This window comes from Neorhizobium huautlense (assembly GCF_002968575.1).
In the GTDB taxonomy this organism is placed as follows: Bacteria; Pseudomonadota; Alphaproteobacteria; order Rhizobiales; family Rhizobiaceae; genus Neorhizobium; species Neorhizobium huautlense.
Genome location: NZ_PVBM01000029.1, coordinates 17,874 through 34,939, shown reverse-complemented (window position 1 = coordinate 34,939; position 17,066 = coordinate 17,874). Strand labels below are relative to the sequence as shown.

Here is a 17,066-nt window from a genome sequence, read left to right as displayed (position 1 = left end):
GTCCTGCAGGAGGTGCCTCGATGAAGCTTCAATTGATCCGCAATGCGACGCTCAAGCTTACTTATGCGGATCGCACCATTCTGATCGATCCATATTTCGCGCCCCGGCACAGCCTGCCGTCCTATACCGGCAAGTCTCCCAACCCACTGACGGACTTGCCGCTTTCCACGGAGGAGATTTTGCACGGCGTCGAACTGGTGATCGTCTCGCATCTCCATTCTGACCACTTCGATTCGGTGGCCAAGCATCTTGTCCCGAAACACCTGCCGCTGATCTGTCGGCCGGGGGATGAGGCAGCGATCTCCGGCGAAGGTTTCGTCGATGTGACGCCGCTCAAGAATGAGATCGTCTGGCAAGGCATCACGATCACGCGCTGCGAGGGCAGCCACGGGCTTGGTCCGGTTCTGGAAAAGATGGGGTCGGTGATGGGACTGACGCTTGCCGCGCCCGGTGAGCCGGTAATTTATTGGGCGGGCGATACAGTCCTTTATCCACCGGTGCTGGAGACGGTGGAGCGTGTCGCGCCCGATGTCATCGTCAGCCATTCGTGCGGCGCTCGCTGGGACGGCGACCTTATCGTCATGGATGCGGCGGAAACCGTGGCGCTCTGCCAGTCGGCGCCGGAGGCGACCGTGATCGCCGTGCATATGGAGGCGCTCGATCACGCCACCGTTTCGCGCGCAAATCTGCGCCAGGCGGCTGATACGGCGGGAATCGGCCCGTCGCGCCTGCTGATCCCGGCCGACGGCGATATGATCGAGCTGCCGGTTCGCTGGAAGCGCTGACCCGGGACGGTATCAGGAGGATGGGATGCGGAGCCGGGTTACACCCAGCCCTGCAGTTCGCGGCGCACCACTTTTTCGAGCACCGTCATGCCGCCTTCGCTGTCGTTCAAACAGGGGATATGCACGAATTTTTCGCCCCCGTGATGATGGAAGATCTCGCCCGCTTCGCCGGCGATTTCTTCGAGCGTTTCGAGGCAATCGGATACGAAGCCGGGATTCATGACGGCGATGCGCTTGACGCCTTCTTCCGCCAGCTTCTCGACCGTCTTGTCCGTATAGGGCTGCAGCCATTCCTCCGGCCCAAAGCGGGACTGGAAGGTGATCATGAAATTCTTGTCGGTGAGCCCCAGCGCTTCCTTCAGCAGCCGCGCGGTCTTCTGGCAGTGACAGTAATAAGGATCGCCCGCCTTGAAATAGGATTGCGGGATGCCGTGGAACGAGGCGATCAGCATTTCCGGTTCCCAGTCGAGGGTCGCATAGGTCTGCCGAACGGAGTTCGCCAGCGCTTCGATATAGGCCGGATCGTCGTGATAGGGCGGGACGGTACGCACGGCCGGCTGCCAGCGCAGCTTCATCAGATGTTCGAAGGCCTTATCGTTGACTGTTGCGGTCGTGGAGGCTGCGTATTGCGGATAGAGCGGAAAAAGAACGATCTTTTCGCAGCCCTTTTCTTTCAAGGCATCAATACGCTCGGCAATTGAAGGTTTGCCGTAGCGCATGGCCCAATCCACCACGACATCAGGCAGATCCTTGAGCCGTTCGGCCATCAGCTCACCCTGGTTGCGGGTGTAGGTGCGCAGATAGCTCTCGTTCAGATCCTTGTTCCAGATTTCCTCATAGGCCTTGCCGACCTTCTGAGGCCGCTTGTTGAGCACGATGCCGTAGAGGATCGGGTACCAGTAGAGCCGTGACCATTCGATGACGCGCCGGTCGGAGAGGAATTCGGCGAGATAGCGCCGCATCGACCAGTAGTCCGTGCCGTCAGGCGTGCCGAGATTGACAAGCAGCACGCCGACCTTACCGAAACTCACTTTGGGATGATCAGGAGGCATGTGGGCGTATGATGATGACATGCGGATACTCTTGTTCCAATGGCTAGGCGCCGGTGAATTGCACGTTATCTAGAAACAAATGCCGGCCCGGAAAAGCCCGGACCGGCATTTTGACAAGAGACAAATTGTCCAGTCAGGAGGATGGCCTATTTCGCCGGCAGTTCCAATTCCTTGCCGACCTGGATGAGGTCCGGATTGGAGAGCGAATTGGCCTTGGAAATCTTCGTCCACTCTTCGCCATTGCCATAGGTGCTCTCGGCAATCTTCCAGAGCGAATCGCCCTTGACGACCGTGTATTTGGTCGGGCCTGCCGGCTGGGGAGCAGCCGGTGCCGCCGGAGCGGGTGTCGCCGGGGCTGCTGCTGTCTGAGCGGGAGCCGGGGCGGCGGGGGCCGCAGGTGCAGCTGGAGCGGCAGCAGAAGGAGCCGGTGCCGTCGGGGCTGCAGCGGTCGGCGCCGGCGGAGCGGCCGGAGCCGGCTTCGGCGGCGGCGTGTAGCTCGCCGGCGTCAGGTCGGTGATGCGGCCATCGGTGTAAGGCTTGTACGGGTTGTGGGCGCCGAGATAATCGGCCAGCGCCAGTTCCAGGTTCGGGCCGAAGTCATAGGCATTCTGGGCGCCGGTGGCGAAGACCTTGTAACCGTCACCGCCGCCGCGGACGTAGTTGTTGGTGACGACGCCATAGGTCTTGTTCGGATCGATCGGAACGAACTTGTCGCCTTCCTTGACCTGCACGTCGCTGACCTTGGATCCGGCCGGCTTGGACTTGTCGAAGGAATATTTGAGGCCGGAAACCTGCGGGAAGCGGCCGGCGCCGTCATCGATCTGGCTCACGCCGTTTTCCAGCGCGGCGACAACGTCGGAGCCTTTGAGCTGGAAGGTCGCGATCGTATTCTGGAAGGGAAGAACGGTCAGGACTTCACCCATGGTGATTTCGCCGGCGTCGATCGAGGCGCGTAAGCCCCCGCCATTGGCGATCGAGATGGTGATGCCCTGGTCCTTCACACGGTCGAGCTGGGCATCTGCCACGAGATTGCCCATGAAGCATTCCTTGGCACGGCAATTGCGGCGATCGCCGTCGATGACCGCTTCGGATGCTCCGACGACCTTCTTCTTGAGGTCCTCGATCGGTGCCTTCAACTCGTTGATCCGGTTGGTCATGGCCTGATCGGGCTGGAACTTGGAATCCATCAGGATGGGTTCGCCGCTCGCTTCCTTGACCATGCCATTGTCATCGAAGACGACCTTCAGGTCGCCGAGATACTTCGAATACTGGTAGGCCTGGACAACCGGAACCTTGTAGCCGGCGGGGTTGTCGGACCAGGTCGGATACGGACCCGCGGCGTCCTTGACGGTGTTGGAGAGCAGCGTGTGGGTGTGGCCGCCGACGACAACGTCGACATCCGGGATCTTGGCGATAGCTGCAAGATCGCGCGGATAGCCGACATGGGTCAGCGCGATGATCTTGTTGACGCCTTGGCCTTTCAAGGCCTGCACGGCTTCGGTGATCTTGGCGACGTCTTCGGCGATCTGGATATTCGGGCCCGGATTGGCAATTTCCGGCGTGTCGTTGGTGACGGCGCCGACGATGCCGACCTTCTGGCCGCCGACTTCGAGCACGATCGACGGCTTGATGCGGTCGCCGATCTTGGCAGCTGCAGTCGGCACGACATTGGCGGTGACGACCGGGAACTGGATCTTGTCTAGGAAGGTGGCGAGGACGTCGTCGCTGTCGTCGAATTCGTGGTTGCCGACGGTCATGGCGTCGAACTTCATGGCGTTCAACACTTCGGCTTCCGTCGCACCCTTGTAGGTGGTGTAGAAGAGCGAACCCTGGAAGTTGTCGCCGGCGTTCAGCAGGATGACATTCTTGTTCTCAGATTTCAGGCCATCGCGGGTCTGGTTGATCGCCGTCAACAGGCGGGCTGCGCCACCGAAGCATTCGTTCTTTCCGGCCTCTTCCGCCGAGCAGGTGGAATCGCTCTTGTTGATGGCTTCGATGCGCGAATGAAAGTCGTTGATGTGCAGGATATTGAGCTCGTAGTCGGCGAGCGCCGCGCCGGTTGAAAGGGCGATGACCGAAGCGGTCGTCAACCCAAATCTCAATGTCTTCATCATCTGATTTCTCTCTCCTATTTTTACCGGCCGGCTTCTCGCCGCCTCGCCCCGATTGTTCTAGCGTCCCACCGTGACAATCGTTGTGCAGCGCATGTTTTCATCAAGACCAAGCGGTTTCAAGGGAAATATGACAAGGTTGTGCGAGCGCGTGGTTCTTCCCAAACGCGAAAACCCCGCCGAGGCGGGGTTCCGGAAAACTAAAAATACCGACTCTTAGCTGCGGCGCGTCAACGAGAACTGGGCGCCGCTGTCCTGCGTGCAATTGAGCTGGCTCGGATTGACCAGCGCGCAATTGACGCGCGACTGGGTCTTTCTCACCAGCGACGTCATGTTGATCTCCACCAGCGTTGGCGACAGGCTGGTATAGGTGCCCGAGGCGAGCAACGTGTTGCTGTCACTGGAACGCGTGTTGAACGTGCCGGCCTGGAACGAGGAGACGATGCCGTTCGGATCGACCCAGGTGCCTTCGACGCCCTGAGGCTGAGCCGGCGCCGATACGCGGGTCGGCTGCGGAGAGGAAACGCAGGCGCTCAGGCTGGCAGCGGCGATGAGCACAAGGCTCGCTTTGATTTTCATGATCTGTCTCCCGCGACTCGGTCGTCCCATTCGGCAAAACATGCCGTTCGGAACCTATGTAACGCAAGATGTGGCGTTGAAAAGGCAGAAGTTTCGAGAGGCAAAAACCGCCTGTCGATAACAGGCGGTTTTGCACATGCGAGCGTCAGCGGACGAGGATGTTCCTGAACTGCCACGGATCCCTCTCGTCGAGGTCTTCCGGGAAGAGGCCCGGGCGGCCGTCGAGCGGGGTCCAGTCGGTGTAATGGCCTTCGACCGGGCCGAGATAGGGAAGCTGGACTTCCAGGCAACGCTTGTAGTCGATCTCGTCGGCTTCGACGATGCCGGCGCTCGGGTGTTCGAGCGCCCAGACCATGCCGGCAAGAACGGCCGAGGTGACCTGCAGCCCGGTGGCGTTCTGGTAAGGCGCGATGCGGCGGGTTTCTTCAAGCGACAGGCGCGAACCGTACCAGTAGGCATTCTTCTCGTGGCCGTAGAGCAGCACGCCGAGTTCATCGATGCCGTCCTCCAGCTCGTCCTCGTCGAGAACGTGGTGGACCGGCTGCGGATTGCCGCCATTGCCGAACATCTCGTGCAGCGACAGCACGGCGTCGTTGGCCGGGTGGTAGGCGTAGTGGCAGGTCGGGCGGAAGGTGACTTCGCCGTCCTTGTCGCGAACCGTAAAATAGTCGGCGATCGAGATCGATTCGTTATGGGTGACGAGGAAGCCGTATTGCGGGCCGGGCGTCGGGCACCAGGTGCGCACGCGGGTATTGGCGCCGGGCTGTTCGAGATAGATCGCCGCCTGGCAGCCCTTCTTGTGCCGCTTGGCGTTCTTCGGCATCCACTCTTCATGGGTGCCCCAGCCGAGCTCGGCCGGCTGCATGCCTTCGGAAATGAAGCCTTCGACCGACCAGGTATTCCAGAAAACGTTGAGCGGCTTCGGATGTTTCGTGCGCTGGGTGTCGCGTTCGGCGATATGGACGCCCTTGACGCCGAGCTTCTTCATCAGCTTTGCCCAGCCTTCGCGGTCATGCTGGCTCGGCTCGTCGAACTTCAAGCCGATGTCGTTGGCAAGGTTGACCAGCGCCTGCTTGACGAACCAGGAGACCATGCCCGGATTGGCGCCGCAGGTGGAAACGGCGGTTGCGCCGCCCGGGTTCTTTTCCTTTTCCTTGCGCACGGTTTCACGCAGGGCATAATTGGTGCGGTCGGCATTTTTCATGTTCTTGTCGAAATAGAAGCCAAGCCAAGGCTCGACGACCGTGTCGATGTAAAGAACGTTCAGCTTGCGGCAGAGCTTCATCAGGTCGAGCGAACCGGTGTCGACCGAAAGGTTGACGCAGAAGCCCTGGCCACCGCCCTTCGTCAGAAGCGGCTTCAGGAGATCCTTGTAGTTGTCTTTCGTCACATATTCCTTGATGTGACGGACGCCGTGCTTGGCCAGGATGCCCGTCTCGTCGTCGCGAGGATCGATGACAACCATCCGGCTCTTGTCGAACTTGAAGTGGCGTTCGATCAGCGGCAGCGTGCCGCGGCCGATCGAGCCGAAACCGATCATCACGATCGGACCGCTGATTTCGGCATAAACCGGATAGTTAGGCTCTGACATATCTTTCTCCTTCGGATCGGCAGCCGAACGGCCGCTGGCCCGCTTCTTCGGCAGTGGACGGATGACCTTTGCGCACGCGCAATTCGCGGCGCTCTAGATCATAAAACCGCGTCACAATAAAGAGGCTGCCGGCCTTTCCGGAAAAATCTGGGATTTATCCAACTGTCGCGGGATTGGTTGCCATTTTTCGCAGCATCGCGATTAGGCTGTCGCGTTTCCGGAGCAGACCCTTGTAGTCAGCCTGCTCCGGTGTCAGGGCTTCGAGCTGATCGGCGAACGACGAGGCAAGTTCCTTGCCGTTCGGCTGGCCCGCCAGCGCGGTGACCGGATCGAGATAGATACGGATGGTGAAGAGGATATCGCCCGATACGGGCATCTTCCGCAGCGTCTGGCGTTCGACGCGGACGAAGGCATCTCGCGGTTGCATCGGATCAGTTTCGTGGGCGGGTTGAGAGGCCGGTCGATAGAGGGCATAGCCCCAGTTCACCGACCAGTTCCAGCGCACGACGAAGCGATCCGGCGACAGGTTGTCGAACATGCGGTTGATGAGGCCGGCATTGCGGCTGCCGCCGGCAAAGTCCGGGACCGGCGCATGTATCTCGTCCATCACCTTGCCGAACTTGTCGGCGAGCGACCAGGAGGAGGGGAAGGCCAGGAAGGCGGCAGCGATGCGCCAGCCGTTATCGCCCTTGCGCATGATGACGAGATCGTCCTGTACCAGGAAGCCGGCCGAAAGAAGCGGCGGCGAGCGGTCGTCGGCAAGATCAACGGTGTGGCCGGCCATTTCCATGAGGCTGCCGGTCCGACGATAGATGGCCGGATGGTGGGCCGGGAGATATTCTGCAAGCGCGTCGATGATTTCCTGCTGGGCTTGCTCCGTGCCGGGCTCGGCGCGGAAAACCCGTTCCCCATGCTCCGCGAACAGCTTCTTCTTTTTCGAAAGATGATAGGAGAGATCTCCGTCTGGCTCGATCCAGCGCGCAGGATCGAGTTGCAGAAGCCCGATGGTGAAGGGCGTCGAGGAGCCGTCATAGGGCGTGTAGCTGAGGTTTTTTTCCATCATGCCGTTCGATTGTCGTTTCAGCATCGGTTTAAGCCATATTCACTCAGTTGTAAAAATTGCCCGCGGGGACTTGGAACAAGAAAGCGCAGCCCTACAAATTATACTGCAGTGCAGCATGCGGGGCGTAATTGGATGAGACTATCCAGCAGGGCGGTTTATATCGTCGCGGAAATGTTCAGGGCATGGGGGCCGCGCGAGGCAGCATTGAAGGCCTGGACACGGATATCGCCGCTGCAGGAGGAGGCCCAGAGAAGCCGCAGCGAGTGGCGCACGTGGCTCCTTTTCTGGGTGGTCTTTCTGATCGGTTGCACCATGGCGGTCATAGTGGCTTCCTCAAAGGAGCGCGGCGGCCCAGGGGCGGCTTTCCTTCCGATCCCCGAAATGCCGGAAAGTCTCTAGGAGCCCGCTATTCCGTCGCCGTGCCCTGATGGAAGACCATGCGCCATTTGCCATCCGCATCCAGACGCCAGATGGAGCTGCGGTTGGTAAACTGCCTGTTGCCGTCCGCATTGAGCCGCGTGCCGCGATAGGTGGCAAGCGCTATCGTCTCGCTCAGCATCGAAGCGGCAAAGTTCGAAATCGAACTGTTGGCCGGTCCATCCTCCACCACCAGACGGGTCATGATGTCGTTGAACGTATAGGCAAGGCCGGAACGCCCGAACTCGCGGAAGTCGGGCGCCAGGAGCTCGCGCAGCCTTGCCTCGGAGCTGCGGACCTCGCGCGTCTGCAACGCCGTTTCGAGTGAGAGAAGGTGGTCGGTAAGTGATTGCGGCGGCGCGGGCATCGATGTCTACCCCGCGTTTCGGCGGGCGACCTTGTCGTCGCTGACGCGTTCGGCCTGTTTTTCGCGACCTGCGAGCTCGGCGGCGATGAGGCCGCGAAGCGAATTGCCGACGAAGAGACGGCGACCATCGAGGTCTTCCGCGCGAAGTATCTGATTGCGCGCCTTTCCCTCGCGGATCAGCTCGGCCCGCAATATGCCCGGCAGAAGTCCGCTCATCAGCGGCGGCGTGAGCAACTGTCCGCCTGCATCCTCGACGAAAACGTTGGTGATCGTGCCTTCGCAGATTTCGCCGCGCTCGTTGAGGAGGATTACCTCGTCGGCCTCATCAGGCGAAAATTCGGAGCGGGCCACTTCATAGGGTTCCCGCCGGGAGGTCTTGTGGCGGAACAGGGGATCGTCCGAAGTAAGTCTTGTGGCCGCAACCCGGATACGCCACACCGTCCCGGCCGGAGCGGGGATGAAAGGCGTTGTCGTGATCTCGACCTTGCCGCGGTAGGTCATGACGAGGCGAACGCGCAGGGCGGCGTCGCCACCGGTGGCCGCCTCGAGCTGCCTGAGCGTATCCGGCGGCGGCGGGCGGAATCCGAGGGCATCGGCCGAGCGCTTGAGCCGGCGCAGGTGCTGTTCCAGGCGCAGAAAACCCGAATCCGGTTCCCAGCGCATCGTTTCGATCAGCGAGAAATCCATTGATCGCCTACCGCAAAACGTGCCTTCAGAAGACACTCATCATACTCGGCCTTGGCCTCGGAGTCGAAGACGATGCCGCCCCCGACATTGAAAACTGCCTTGCCGTCATTGAAAAGCGTGATCGTGCGGATTGCCACCGAAAAACGCATGGGGCCGGCGGGATCGCAATAACCGATCGCACCGCAATAGACATCGCGGGGGCGGGCCTCCAGCCGGGACAGGATCTGCATGGCCCACATCTTCGGTGCTCCCGTGATGGACCCGCAGGGAAACAGCGCCGCAAGGATCTGCGGGAAACCCACCTCGGGCAGGAGTTTTGCCCGCACATGGCTCACCATCTGGTGGACGGTCGGATAGGTCTCGATCGCGAAGAGTTTCGGGACGGACAGCGTGCCGACCTCGCTGACGACAGAGATGTCGTTGCGCAGGAGATCGACGATCATGCGGTTCTCCGCCTGGGTCTTTTCGTCCGCAAGCATGGCTTCGACGATGGCTGCGTCCTCTTCGGCGGTTTGGCCGCGCGGCGCCGTCCCTTTCATCGGATGGGTTTCGATGAAGCGCTCGGCATCGACGGAGAAGAAGAGCTCCGGCGATCGCGACAGGACGATCGGACCGCCGAGGTGGACAAGGGCGCCGTAGCGAACGGGCTGGCGGGCGACGAGAGACCAGAAGGCCTGACGCGGATCGCCCTGCCAGGCGGCGGTGATCGGCATCGTCAGGTTCGCCTGGTAGCAGTCGCCGCGACGCAGATGCTGATGGAGGCGGTTGAACCGTTCCTCGTAGGTTGCGAAATCCCACCCGGCGCGCGGTTCGCTAAGGAACGAGCCCTCGGAGGAACCGTCGTCGACGATTGCGCCGGGCGGTCCTGCTAGCGGATGCTCGCTGCCGGAAGGCTTGTCGAAGATGCCCATGGCGATCAGGGGCGTTGCCCGGTTGTCGACGATCAGCGGCCGGAGCTTTTCCTCGAACACATAACCGGCCTCATAGGAGATATAGCCCGCGAGCCAGCGGCCGGCGCGGCGTGCTTCTTCCAGATGCTGCAACGCCGGCAGAACCTCGGCGGCAGTGCGGGCAAAGACGACCTCCTTCGGCCGGTCGAAGACGAGGCTCCGGCCGGCAGGATCGTCGCGAAAGAGCGCGTAGGGCGCCTTCTGCTCCATCGGGATACTCAGGCGCCGTTGTCCAGAGCCTCCAGCTCGTCGATCAGGCTTTCGATCATCGACAGGCCCTTCGACCAGAAGGCCGGGTCGGTGGCGTCGAGGCCGAACGGCTCAAGGAGTTCCGAATGGTGTTTGGTGCCGCCCGCCTTCAGAAGCTCGAAATACTTCTGCTGGAAGCCCGGTGCGGCGTTCTGGTAGACCGCGTAGAGCGAATTCACCAGGCAGTCGCCGAAGGCATAGGCATAGACGTAGAAGGGCGAATGGATGAAGTGGGGGATATAGGTCCACCAGCTTTCATAACCCTCCGAAATCCTGATCGCCGGCCCCAAGCTTTCGGCTTGGACCGACAGCCACAATTCGCCGATCTGTTCGGCCGTCAATTCGCCTTGCTTGCGGGCGGTGTGGACCTTGCGCTCGAACTGGTAGAAGGCGATCTGGCGCACGACCGTGTTGATCATGTCCTCGACCTTCTGGGCAAGCATCGCCTTCCTCTCGCGCTTGTCCCTGGTGTTTTCCAGGAGCGCGCGGAAGGTCAGCATCTCGCCGAAAACCGAGGCGGTTTCCGCGAGCGTCAGCGGAGTCTGGCACATCAAGGCACCCTGATCGCCGGCGAGCACCTGATGCACCCCGTGGCCGAGTTCGTGGGCGAGCGTCATCACGTCGCGCGGCTTGCCCATATAATTGACGAGCACATAAGGATGGGCAGAGGGCACGACCGGATGCGCGAAAGCGCCCGGTGCCTTGCCCGGTCGTACCGGGGCGTCGATCCATTCCTCCTCGAAGAAGCGGCCGGCGATCTCGGCCATTTCCGGCGCAAAACGCCGATAGGCGGAAAGCACTGTTTCCTTTGCATCGGTCCAGGGAATAAGGGCAGTCGGGGCCTCGGGCAGCGGCGCATTGCGGTCCCAGAAATTCAACTGCTCCATGCCGAGCCATTTTGCCTTCATCGCATAATAGCGGTGCGACAGCCGTGGATAGGCATCCTTGACCGCAGCGGCCAGCGCATCGACGACTTCACGCTCGACGCGATTGGCGAGATGCCGGCTGTCGGCAATATCCTGGAAGCCCCGCCAGCGATCGGAGATTTCCTTGTCCTTGGCGAGCGTGTTGGTGATCAGCGTGAAGACGCGGAGGTTTTCGTGGAAGGTCCTGGACAGCGCGACTGCGGCCTTGGCGCGGGTTTCCGGCTGCGGCTCCTGCAGCATGTTGAGCGTCACTTCGAGCGGCAGCTTCTCGCCGTCCACCTCGAAGCGCAGCTCCGCCATGGTTTCGTCGAACAGCCGGTTGAAGGCGGCGGCGCTGGTCATCGATTTTTCGAGGAAGAGCTGTTCCAGCTTGTCGTCGAGCTGGAAAGGCTTGTCCTTCCTGAGGTCGACGATCCAGGGCCGATAATGGCCGGCGGCCGGATCGCGATCCATGCAGACATCCATGACCGCGTCCTCGATGCGGTTCAGCTCGAGCGCAAAGAAAAGCAGATGCGACGACAGATCGGTCAGCTTCGTCTGCACGTCGCCGTAGAACTTGCCGTTGGCCGGATCCGTCGTGTTGGAAAAATAGGTGAGGCCGGCAAAGGAGCCGAGCTTGCCGAGGAGATCGTCCAGCGCCTCGTATTCTTTCAGCGCCTCGCCGAGCCCGCCGGCGCCGGTCTTTGCCGCGGCACCGGAAAGCTTACCCTTCCACTTCTCCTCGAAGGCGAGCGAAAGTGCCTCCGCCTTTTCCATATCTGCCGCGAAGGTCGGCGCGTCCTTGGCAGGATAGAGATCCGAAAGCTTCCAGACCGGCAGCAATCCGAGCGCCGGGTCGGAAGCGGCGCCGCCTGCGGCAATCGCGGCGGGAATCTCACGGCACACGGTTTCTGGTCGTCTCATCGCCTTGTCCTTCTGATATTACGGTCCGGTTTATGCGAAGTTGTTTTCATCGCCCTCAGTTAAAATGCAAGCTTTTCTCAAAAGGGGATGTTCAAGCCTTTCTGACACAACCGGCTACATAAGAGCCCGAAAGGGGGCACGATGAACGTAGCCGGGAGCCGAGCATGATTGCGCAAATCCTCGTTGTCGATGACGATCCGATTCAACGCCGCCTGTTGAAGAATGCTGTGGAGCGATATGGCCACGCCGCCCACCTCGCCGAAAACGGTCTCGTTGCGCTTGAGTTCCTGAAGCGAACCGCGGTCGACATCAACGTCATCGTGCTCGACCTGATGATGCCGGAGATGGACGGCTTGACCTTCCTCTCGGCGATCCGGGAGCTCGGCATCGAGACGCCCGTGATCGTCCAGACCGGACAAGGCAGCATCGATTCGGTCGTCCAGGCGATGCGGGCCGGGGCGTTCGATTTCGTCGTCAAACCAGTTTCGCCGGAGCGGATCGCGGCTTCGGTCGCCAATGCGCTGAAGCTCGACCAGAAGGAATCCAAAGCCCGTGCCGGCAGGCGCCAGCGCCCCGGCACCGTCGGCTTCGGCGATATCGTTTCGGCAAGTCCCGACATGCTGCGGGTCATCGATCTTGCACAACGTGCCGCTCATTCGAACATTCCAGTGGTTCTGGAAGGCGAATCGGGCGTCGGCAAGGAAATGATCGCTCGCGCCATCCAGTCGAACGGGGACAGGGCCGGCAAACCATTCATCACCGTCAACTGCGGCGCCATTCCGCACAATCTTGTGGAAAGCATCCTTTTCGGCCACGAGAAGGGCGCCTTCACCGGCGCCTCGGAAAAGCATACCGGCAAATTCGTCGAGGCGGACGGCGGCACGCTTTTCCTGGACGAGATCGGCGACCTGCCGCTCGATGTGCAGGTGAAGCTGCTGCGCGCTGTGCAACAAGGCGAAATTGAGACAGTCGGCGCCGCCAAAGTGCAGAAGGTGAATGTCCGCCTCATTTCGGCCACCAACAAGGATCTGATCGAGGAAGTGCGTGCAGGCCGCTTCCGCGAGGACCTCTATTACCGCCTCAACGTCTTCCCGATCACGATCCCGGCGCTGCGTCGCCGCAAGGAGGACATTCCGCATCTCGCCCGCGTCTTTGCCGAGCGCTTCTCGACCGAGCAGAAGCTGTCGAAGACGCTGACAGTCGGCCCAAGCGCTCTAGCGCTGCTGACGGCCTACGACTGGCCGGGCAATATCCGTCAGCTCGAGAATGCGGTTTTCCGGGCCGTGGTGCTCGCAGAAGGCGACGAACTGACCGACGCGGATTTCCCGCAGATCGCAGCGCAGGTGCCGGAATTCCATTCGGCGGAACTGGTCGCAACCGCTGCCGCTCCGTCGCCTTCCGTCGCCGCCGACCGCGCCATGCGCGAGGCTCTCGCCGAATCGCCCGTCTTTGCCAACAGCGAAAAAGCGCGCGCCGGAAAGCCGGATCCGAAGGCCATGCTGGCGGCGGCCTATCCGACGGCTGACAATATCATCGTCAGCACCGACGAGACCGGCGAGGTGCGAAAGCTCGCTGACGTGGAGGAAGAGCTCATCCGCTTTGCGCTCAAATTCTATCGCGGCCAGATGAGCCAGGTCGCCCGCAAGCTCGGCATCGGACGATCCACCCTTTACCGGAAACTCAAGGATTACGGCATCGACCCTGACGATCCGTTGAAAGAAGCAGCGTAGGAACAGTGCATTAGAAATGATTAACCTTCGCGCAAGGAAGTCCTGTCAACCTCTGTCAATCTCCTATTAGTCAATTGTTGACTATACGGAATAAGGTTGTACATGTGTGGCACATTTGCCATCGTGTCACCGCAATTGACAGTCATTTGAGGCAACGTGGGACGTTGTCGACAGGACGGGGATCGTTTTGCCGGATCAGTATGCAAAAGAAACGCCTTCGGGTGAGAAGGCGCCGGGCGGCAAAGCCGGGCTTATGGGAACTTTCACCAAGCACGTCGTTGCCGCAGCGTTGCTGCTTTTGACGGCGTTTCCTATTCTTTCCGGCTCAGCCACCCAAGCTGCTGCCGAAGATCGCAGCCTGAAGCTTTATTTCGTGCACACAGGCGAAAAAGCAGTCATTACCTTCAAGCGGAATGGCAGATACGACCAGCGCGGCCTGCAGCAGATCAACCAGCTCCTGCGCGACTGGCGCAAGAATCAGCCGACCAAGATGGACCCGCGGCTTTTCGACCTCGTCTGGGAAGTCTATCGCCGTTCCGGTGCCTCCGATTACATCCACGTTGTCTCGGCCTTTCGTTCGCCTGAAACCAACGGCATGCTGCGTTCGCGGTCCCGAACCACGGGCGTTGCCAAGAACAGCCAGCATATGCTCGGCAAGGCCATGGATTTCTACATACCGGGCGTGAAGCTTTCTACGCTGCGCGCGCTCGCCATGCAGATGCAGGTCGGGGGCGTGGGCTTTTATCCGAAATCCGGTTCGCCCTTCGTGCATCTCGACGTCGGCGGTGTTCGCGCCTGGCCGCGCATGTCGCGCCAGGAACTGGTGCAGATCTTCCCGAAGGGCAATACCGTTCATCTTCCCGCTGACGGCAAGCCGCTGCCGGGTTATGAACAGGCGCTTGCCGACTACAAGAAACGCGTCAGCTCCAGCTCGATCCAGATCGCCAGCACCGCCGGCGGCGGCATCCGCGGCGAGGAGACCGGCCGCAAGCGGCAGCCTAACCTGCTGGCCTTCCTGTTCGGCGGCGGTGGTGCCGACGAGGAGGAGGACAACGAGGAAAGCAGCACGCCGGCCACCGCGCAACGTCCGGCACCGGCCGCAAAACCGGCACCGGAAGAGGAGCCTGCGGCTCCCGTGATGGTCGCTTCGGCTGCGCCGCAGCCGCCTCAGGCCGATATCGCAGCACCCGTTCCGCTTTCGCGTCCGGCCTTCCGCTCGGATGCGGCCCCTGGCGGCTTTGCGACCGCGCTTTATTCGCCGGCACGCAATCCGGCGCAGGAAGCTCTTGCGATCCAGGCCTCCGCTCAGGCCAATATGCAGCAGAACGGCGAGAACTTTGCGGATCTTTCCGCCTATGAGATCCCGGTTCCGACCCTGCTCGGGCCACGTGGCCTGAAGGGCGATGCCGACAACGGCGTGATGACGGCCTCCGTCGGCCCGATGCAGCCGCCGCAGGAGATGGCCGCTATTCCGCTGCCTGCTCATCGCCCTGCCGCGGCGGCAGCTGCTCCGGCTTCGCGGCACGATGCCAACGAACAGGAACTGACGCCCGAACTCGTGGCTGCCCTTTCGCAGAGTGTCGAGCCTGCGCGCCAGGCAATGCCATCGGCGCCTTCGGCCGCCGTTCCGGTCCCGGCGCAGCCCAAGGCCGCGGCTCTACCCGCACCGCCAGCCGTGCCGGTCCAGAAACCGGTCCAGACGGCTGCCGTTTCGCCGAAGGTCATCCAGTCGTCTTCCGCCAGGAAGGGCATGCAGTTCGGCGACGGGTTCGATGCGCCGAAGACGCCAGTCGCTGCCTCCACCGGCGCCTTGCCTGCGCCGACCAAGGGCGGCCGTACAGCCCAGCCTGCCTCCCAGGCATCCAGCAAGGGCCTGACCGGCGATATGGTTGCGAAGTGGGCTCTCAACAATAATCGCGCCGAAGAGGTCGCTTCCATGAAGGCGCCGCGCGTGACGAACCGGACGCTGAATGCCGACTATTCGGCAGCCTATTCCGGCGGCGGCTTCAAGCCGGTTGCCGCAGCGGTGGCGATCGATCCCAACCGCTTCAGCGGCCCCGCGAACTGAACCGCTCGAGAATTCGCAGCAAGAAAAAACCCGCCGAGTGGCGGGTTTTTGGTACTCTCGGATCCGGGAGCTTCAGGCGGCGTCCTGATCGGGAGCTGACTCGATCATGCCCAGCGCCTGCAGGTAGGTATCGAGGATCATGTCCTCTTCCATGCGTTCCTGGTCGTCCTTCTTGCGCAGCGCAATGACCTTCTTCAGGATCTTGGTGTCGAAGCCCATGGACTTGGCTTCGCCATAGACGTCCTTGATATCGTCGGCGATCGTCTTCTTTTCTTCTTCCAGTCTTTCGATGCGCTCGACAAATGCGCGGAGTTGGTCGCGGGCGACGCCATGAGCATCAGACATCGGGATCTCCTGATGAAAATTTGAATGAGTGGTCGTCAACTGCCGAAAAGCTGCCGGAAGGTCAAGACAAATCGCCTGTCGATCAACCGTGCGCGGGCTTGTTCACTTCGAATGCGGCTTTTTGAGCGTCGCTCGCTTCGGCCTGGTGGAGATTTTTCCACTCCTCGTAAGGCATGCCGTAGACGATCTCGCGCGAGGCGTCCTTGGAAAGGTCGACGCCCGCTTCCGTTGCGGCGTCGCGGTACCAGTTGGACAGGCAGTTGCGGCAGAATCCGGCGAGATTCATCAGATCGATGTTCTGCACGTCGGTCCGTTCGCGCAGATGCTGCACCAGACGCCGGAAGGCCGCGGCCTCGAATTCGGTCTGCTGTTCCTTCGAAAGTTCGGTCATCGGAACATCTCCTGGTTCTCTTCAAGTCGGATAGGGACCCGTACGCGACGGGAAGATCCTGTATTCGTGCAATGTGGGGTCGGCATTCAGCGTCTTGAAGACCGGCGCCAATCTTTCGGCCCAGGCATCGACGCCACGCTCATCGCCAATCAGGTCCTGCCGCACCTCGAGGAGGGCATGCGGCGTGCCTGATATCATGCAGTGACGGTACATGGTGTCGCCCTTCAACGCACCGTCATAGGGTTCGTTGTCGCCGACGAGGATATCGCCCGGTTGCCGCAAAAGTTTAAGAAACGGAAGGACGGCGCGGTGATCGCTGTCCCAAAGTACTGCCGCGTGCCAGGGTCTCGGCACGCCCTTCCAAAAGGGCGTGAAGGAATGCAGCGACAGCACGAGCGGAGCCCGGCCGGATGCGCCCGCCTTGGCAATCGTCCGCTCGACCGCGCGGTGATAGGGGCGGTGATATGTATCGAGCCGGAGCGCCCATTCCTCTTCGGTGATCGGATGATTGCCGGGAATGATCGCACCGTCGGAAATCTTCATGACCAGGGTCGGATCGTCCTCGCCGCGGTTCGGGTCGATAAGCAGGCGGGAGAAGCAGCCGAGCACGGCCGGGACATCCAGCATGCCAGCGAGCCGGCGGGTCAGCATCTCGATGCCAATATCGAAAGCGATATGGCGCTCGAATGCGCTCGGCGGAAGTCCCAGGCTTCCGTATCGGGCCGGCAGCCGGTTCATGGCATGATCGGCAAGCAGCACCATGCCGGCGTCATAATCGCCTTCTATGATTTCGAACGGAATGAAGTCCTGCATGTGGCGCGGGGAGTAGCTGTCGTTTCGTCGATATCGGTG

Annotated in this window: 15 protein-coding genes and 2 pseudogenes; 4 read left to right on the top strand and 13 right to left on the bottom strand. The window is 61.3% G+C overall.

Annotated features, from left to right (window positions below):
- Positions 1-20 precede the first annotated feature (20 nt).
- Positions 21-785 (top strand): MBL fold metallo-hydrolase, encoded by a 765-nt coding sequence (locus C5L12_RS23755; protein ID WP_105374531.1) that lies wholly within the window; start codon positions 21-23, stop codon positions 783-785.
- A 38-nt stretch (positions 786-823) separates the two neighbouring features.
- Here the strand turns inward: C5L12_RS23755 and hemH are convergent, their stop codons facing one another.
- The 10 genes from hemH to C5L12_RS23710 form a co-directional block, all read right to left on the bottom strand.
- The gene (hemH, locus tag C5L12_RS23750) at positions 824-1,858 is read right to left on the bottom strand and encodes a ferrochelatase (protein ID WP_105374530.1); all 1,035 of its coding nucleotides are present in this window, start codon (positions 1,856-1,858) and stop codon (positions 824-826) included.
- A 125-nt stretch (positions 1,859-1,983) separates the two neighbouring features.
- A complete protein-coding gene (locus C5L12_RS23745; protein ID WP_105374529.1) occupies positions 1,984-3,951 on the bottom strand; it encodes a 5'-nucleotidase C-terminal domain-containing protein in 1,968 nt (655 codons plus the stop codon).
- Positions 3,952-4,164: 213 nt separating this feature from the next.
- Positions 4,165-4,527 carry an outer membrane lipoprotein Omp10 gene (omp10, locus tag C5L12_RS23740; RefSeq protein WP_105374528.1) on the bottom strand — a complete coding sequence of 121 codons (363 nt, stop codon included), beginning with the start codon at positions 4,525-4,527 and terminating at the stop codon, positions 4,165-4,167.
- A 145-nt stretch (positions 4,528-4,672) separates the two neighbouring features.
- On the bottom strand, positions 4,673-6,118 hold the full coding sequence (locus C5L12_RS23735) for a homospermidine synthase (protein WP_105374527.1): 1,446 nt from the start codon (positions 6,116-6,118) through the stop codon (positions 4,673-4,675).
- 154 nt (positions 6,119-6,272) lie between these two features.
- On the bottom strand, positions 6,273-7,205 hold the full coding sequence (locus C5L12_RS23730) for a heme-dependent oxidative N-demethylase family protein (RefSeq protein WP_105374526.1): 933 nt from the start codon (positions 7,203-7,205) through the stop codon (positions 6,273-6,275).
- 131 nt (positions 7,206-7,336) lie between these two features.
- Positions 7,337-7,504 carry a hypothetical protein gene (locus C5L12_RS28215; RefSeq protein ID WP_157949106.1) on the bottom strand — a complete coding sequence of 56 codons (168 nt, stop codon included), beginning with the start codon at positions 7,502-7,504 and terminating at the stop codon, positions 7,337-7,339.
- Positions 7,505-7,587: 83 nt separating this feature from the next.
- Positions 7,588-7,965: a nuclear transport factor 2 family protein gene (locus C5L12_RS23725; protein ID WP_105374525.1), complete on the bottom strand. Its 378-nt coding sequence runs from the start codon at positions 7,963-7,965 to the stop codon at positions 7,588-7,590.
- Between the two features lie 6 nt (positions 7,966-7,971).
- Positions 7,972-8,652 carry an aminotransferase class IV family protein gene (locus tag C5L12_RS23720; RefSeq protein WP_105374524.1) on the bottom strand — a complete coding sequence of 227 codons (681 nt, stop codon included), beginning with the start codon at positions 8,650-8,652 and terminating at the stop codon, positions 7,972-7,974.
- Positions 8,637-9,812, bottom strand: a complete 1,176-nt coding sequence (locus C5L12_RS23715) for an aminodeoxychorismate synthase component I (RefSeq protein WP_105374523.1) — start codon at positions 9,810-9,812, stop codon at positions 8,637-8,639. The genes C5L12_RS23720 and C5L12_RS23715 overlap by 16 nt, the downstream gene beginning before the upstream one ends.
- Positions 9,813-9,820: 8 nt before the next feature.
- Positions 9,821-11,680, bottom strand: a complete 1,860-nt coding sequence (locus tag C5L12_RS23710; RefSeq protein ID WP_105374522.1) for a M3 family oligoendopeptidase — start codon at positions 11,678-11,680, stop codon at positions 9,821-9,823.
- A 164-nt stretch (positions 11,681-11,844) separates the two neighbouring features.
- Between C5L12_RS23710 and C5L12_RS23705 the strand changes: the two are divergent.
- From C5L12_RS23705 to C5L12_RS23700, 3 genes and pseudogenes are all read left to right on the top strand, one after another.
- A pseudogene (locus C5L12_RS23705) lies at positions 11,845-13,033 on the top strand (sigma-54-dependent transcriptional regulator); the annotation flags it as partial.
- Between the two features lie 200 nt (positions 13,034-13,233).
- Positions 13,234-13,410: pseudogene (locus C5L12_RS29250) on the top strand (helix-turn-helix domain-containing protein); the annotation flags it as partial.
- Between the two features lie 253 nt (positions 13,411-13,663).
- Positions 13,664-15,478 (top strand): peptidoglycan L,D-endopeptidase MepK, encoded by a 1,815-nt coding sequence (locus C5L12_RS23700; RefSeq protein ID WP_105374548.1) that lies wholly within the window; start codon positions 13,664-13,666, stop codon positions 15,476-15,478.
- Positions 15,479-15,550: 72 nt separating this feature from the next.
- On the opposite strand, the gene C5L12_RS23695 is transcribed toward C5L12_RS23700, so the two are convergent.
- The 3 genes from C5L12_RS23695 to C5L12_RS23685 form a co-directional block, all read right to left on the bottom strand.
- The gene (locus C5L12_RS23695) at positions 15,551-15,823 is read right to left on the bottom strand and encodes a DUF2312 domain-containing protein (protein WP_105374520.1); all 273 of its coding nucleotides are present in this window, start codon (positions 15,821-15,823) and stop codon (positions 15,551-15,553) included.
- Positions 15,824-15,905: 82 nt separating this feature from the next.
- Positions 15,906-16,214 (bottom strand): DUF1244 domain-containing protein, encoded by a 309-nt coding sequence (locus C5L12_RS23690; protein WP_105374519.1) that lies wholly within the window; start codon positions 16,212-16,214, stop codon positions 15,906-15,908.
- A 21-nt stretch (positions 16,215-16,235) separates the two neighbouring features.
- The gene (locus C5L12_RS23685) at positions 16,236-17,027 is read right to left on the bottom strand and encodes an N-formylglutamate amidohydrolase (protein ID WP_105374518.1); all 792 of its coding nucleotides are present in this window, start codon (positions 17,025-17,027) and stop codon (positions 16,236-16,238) included.
- Positions 17,028-17,066: the final 39 nt, after the last annotated feature.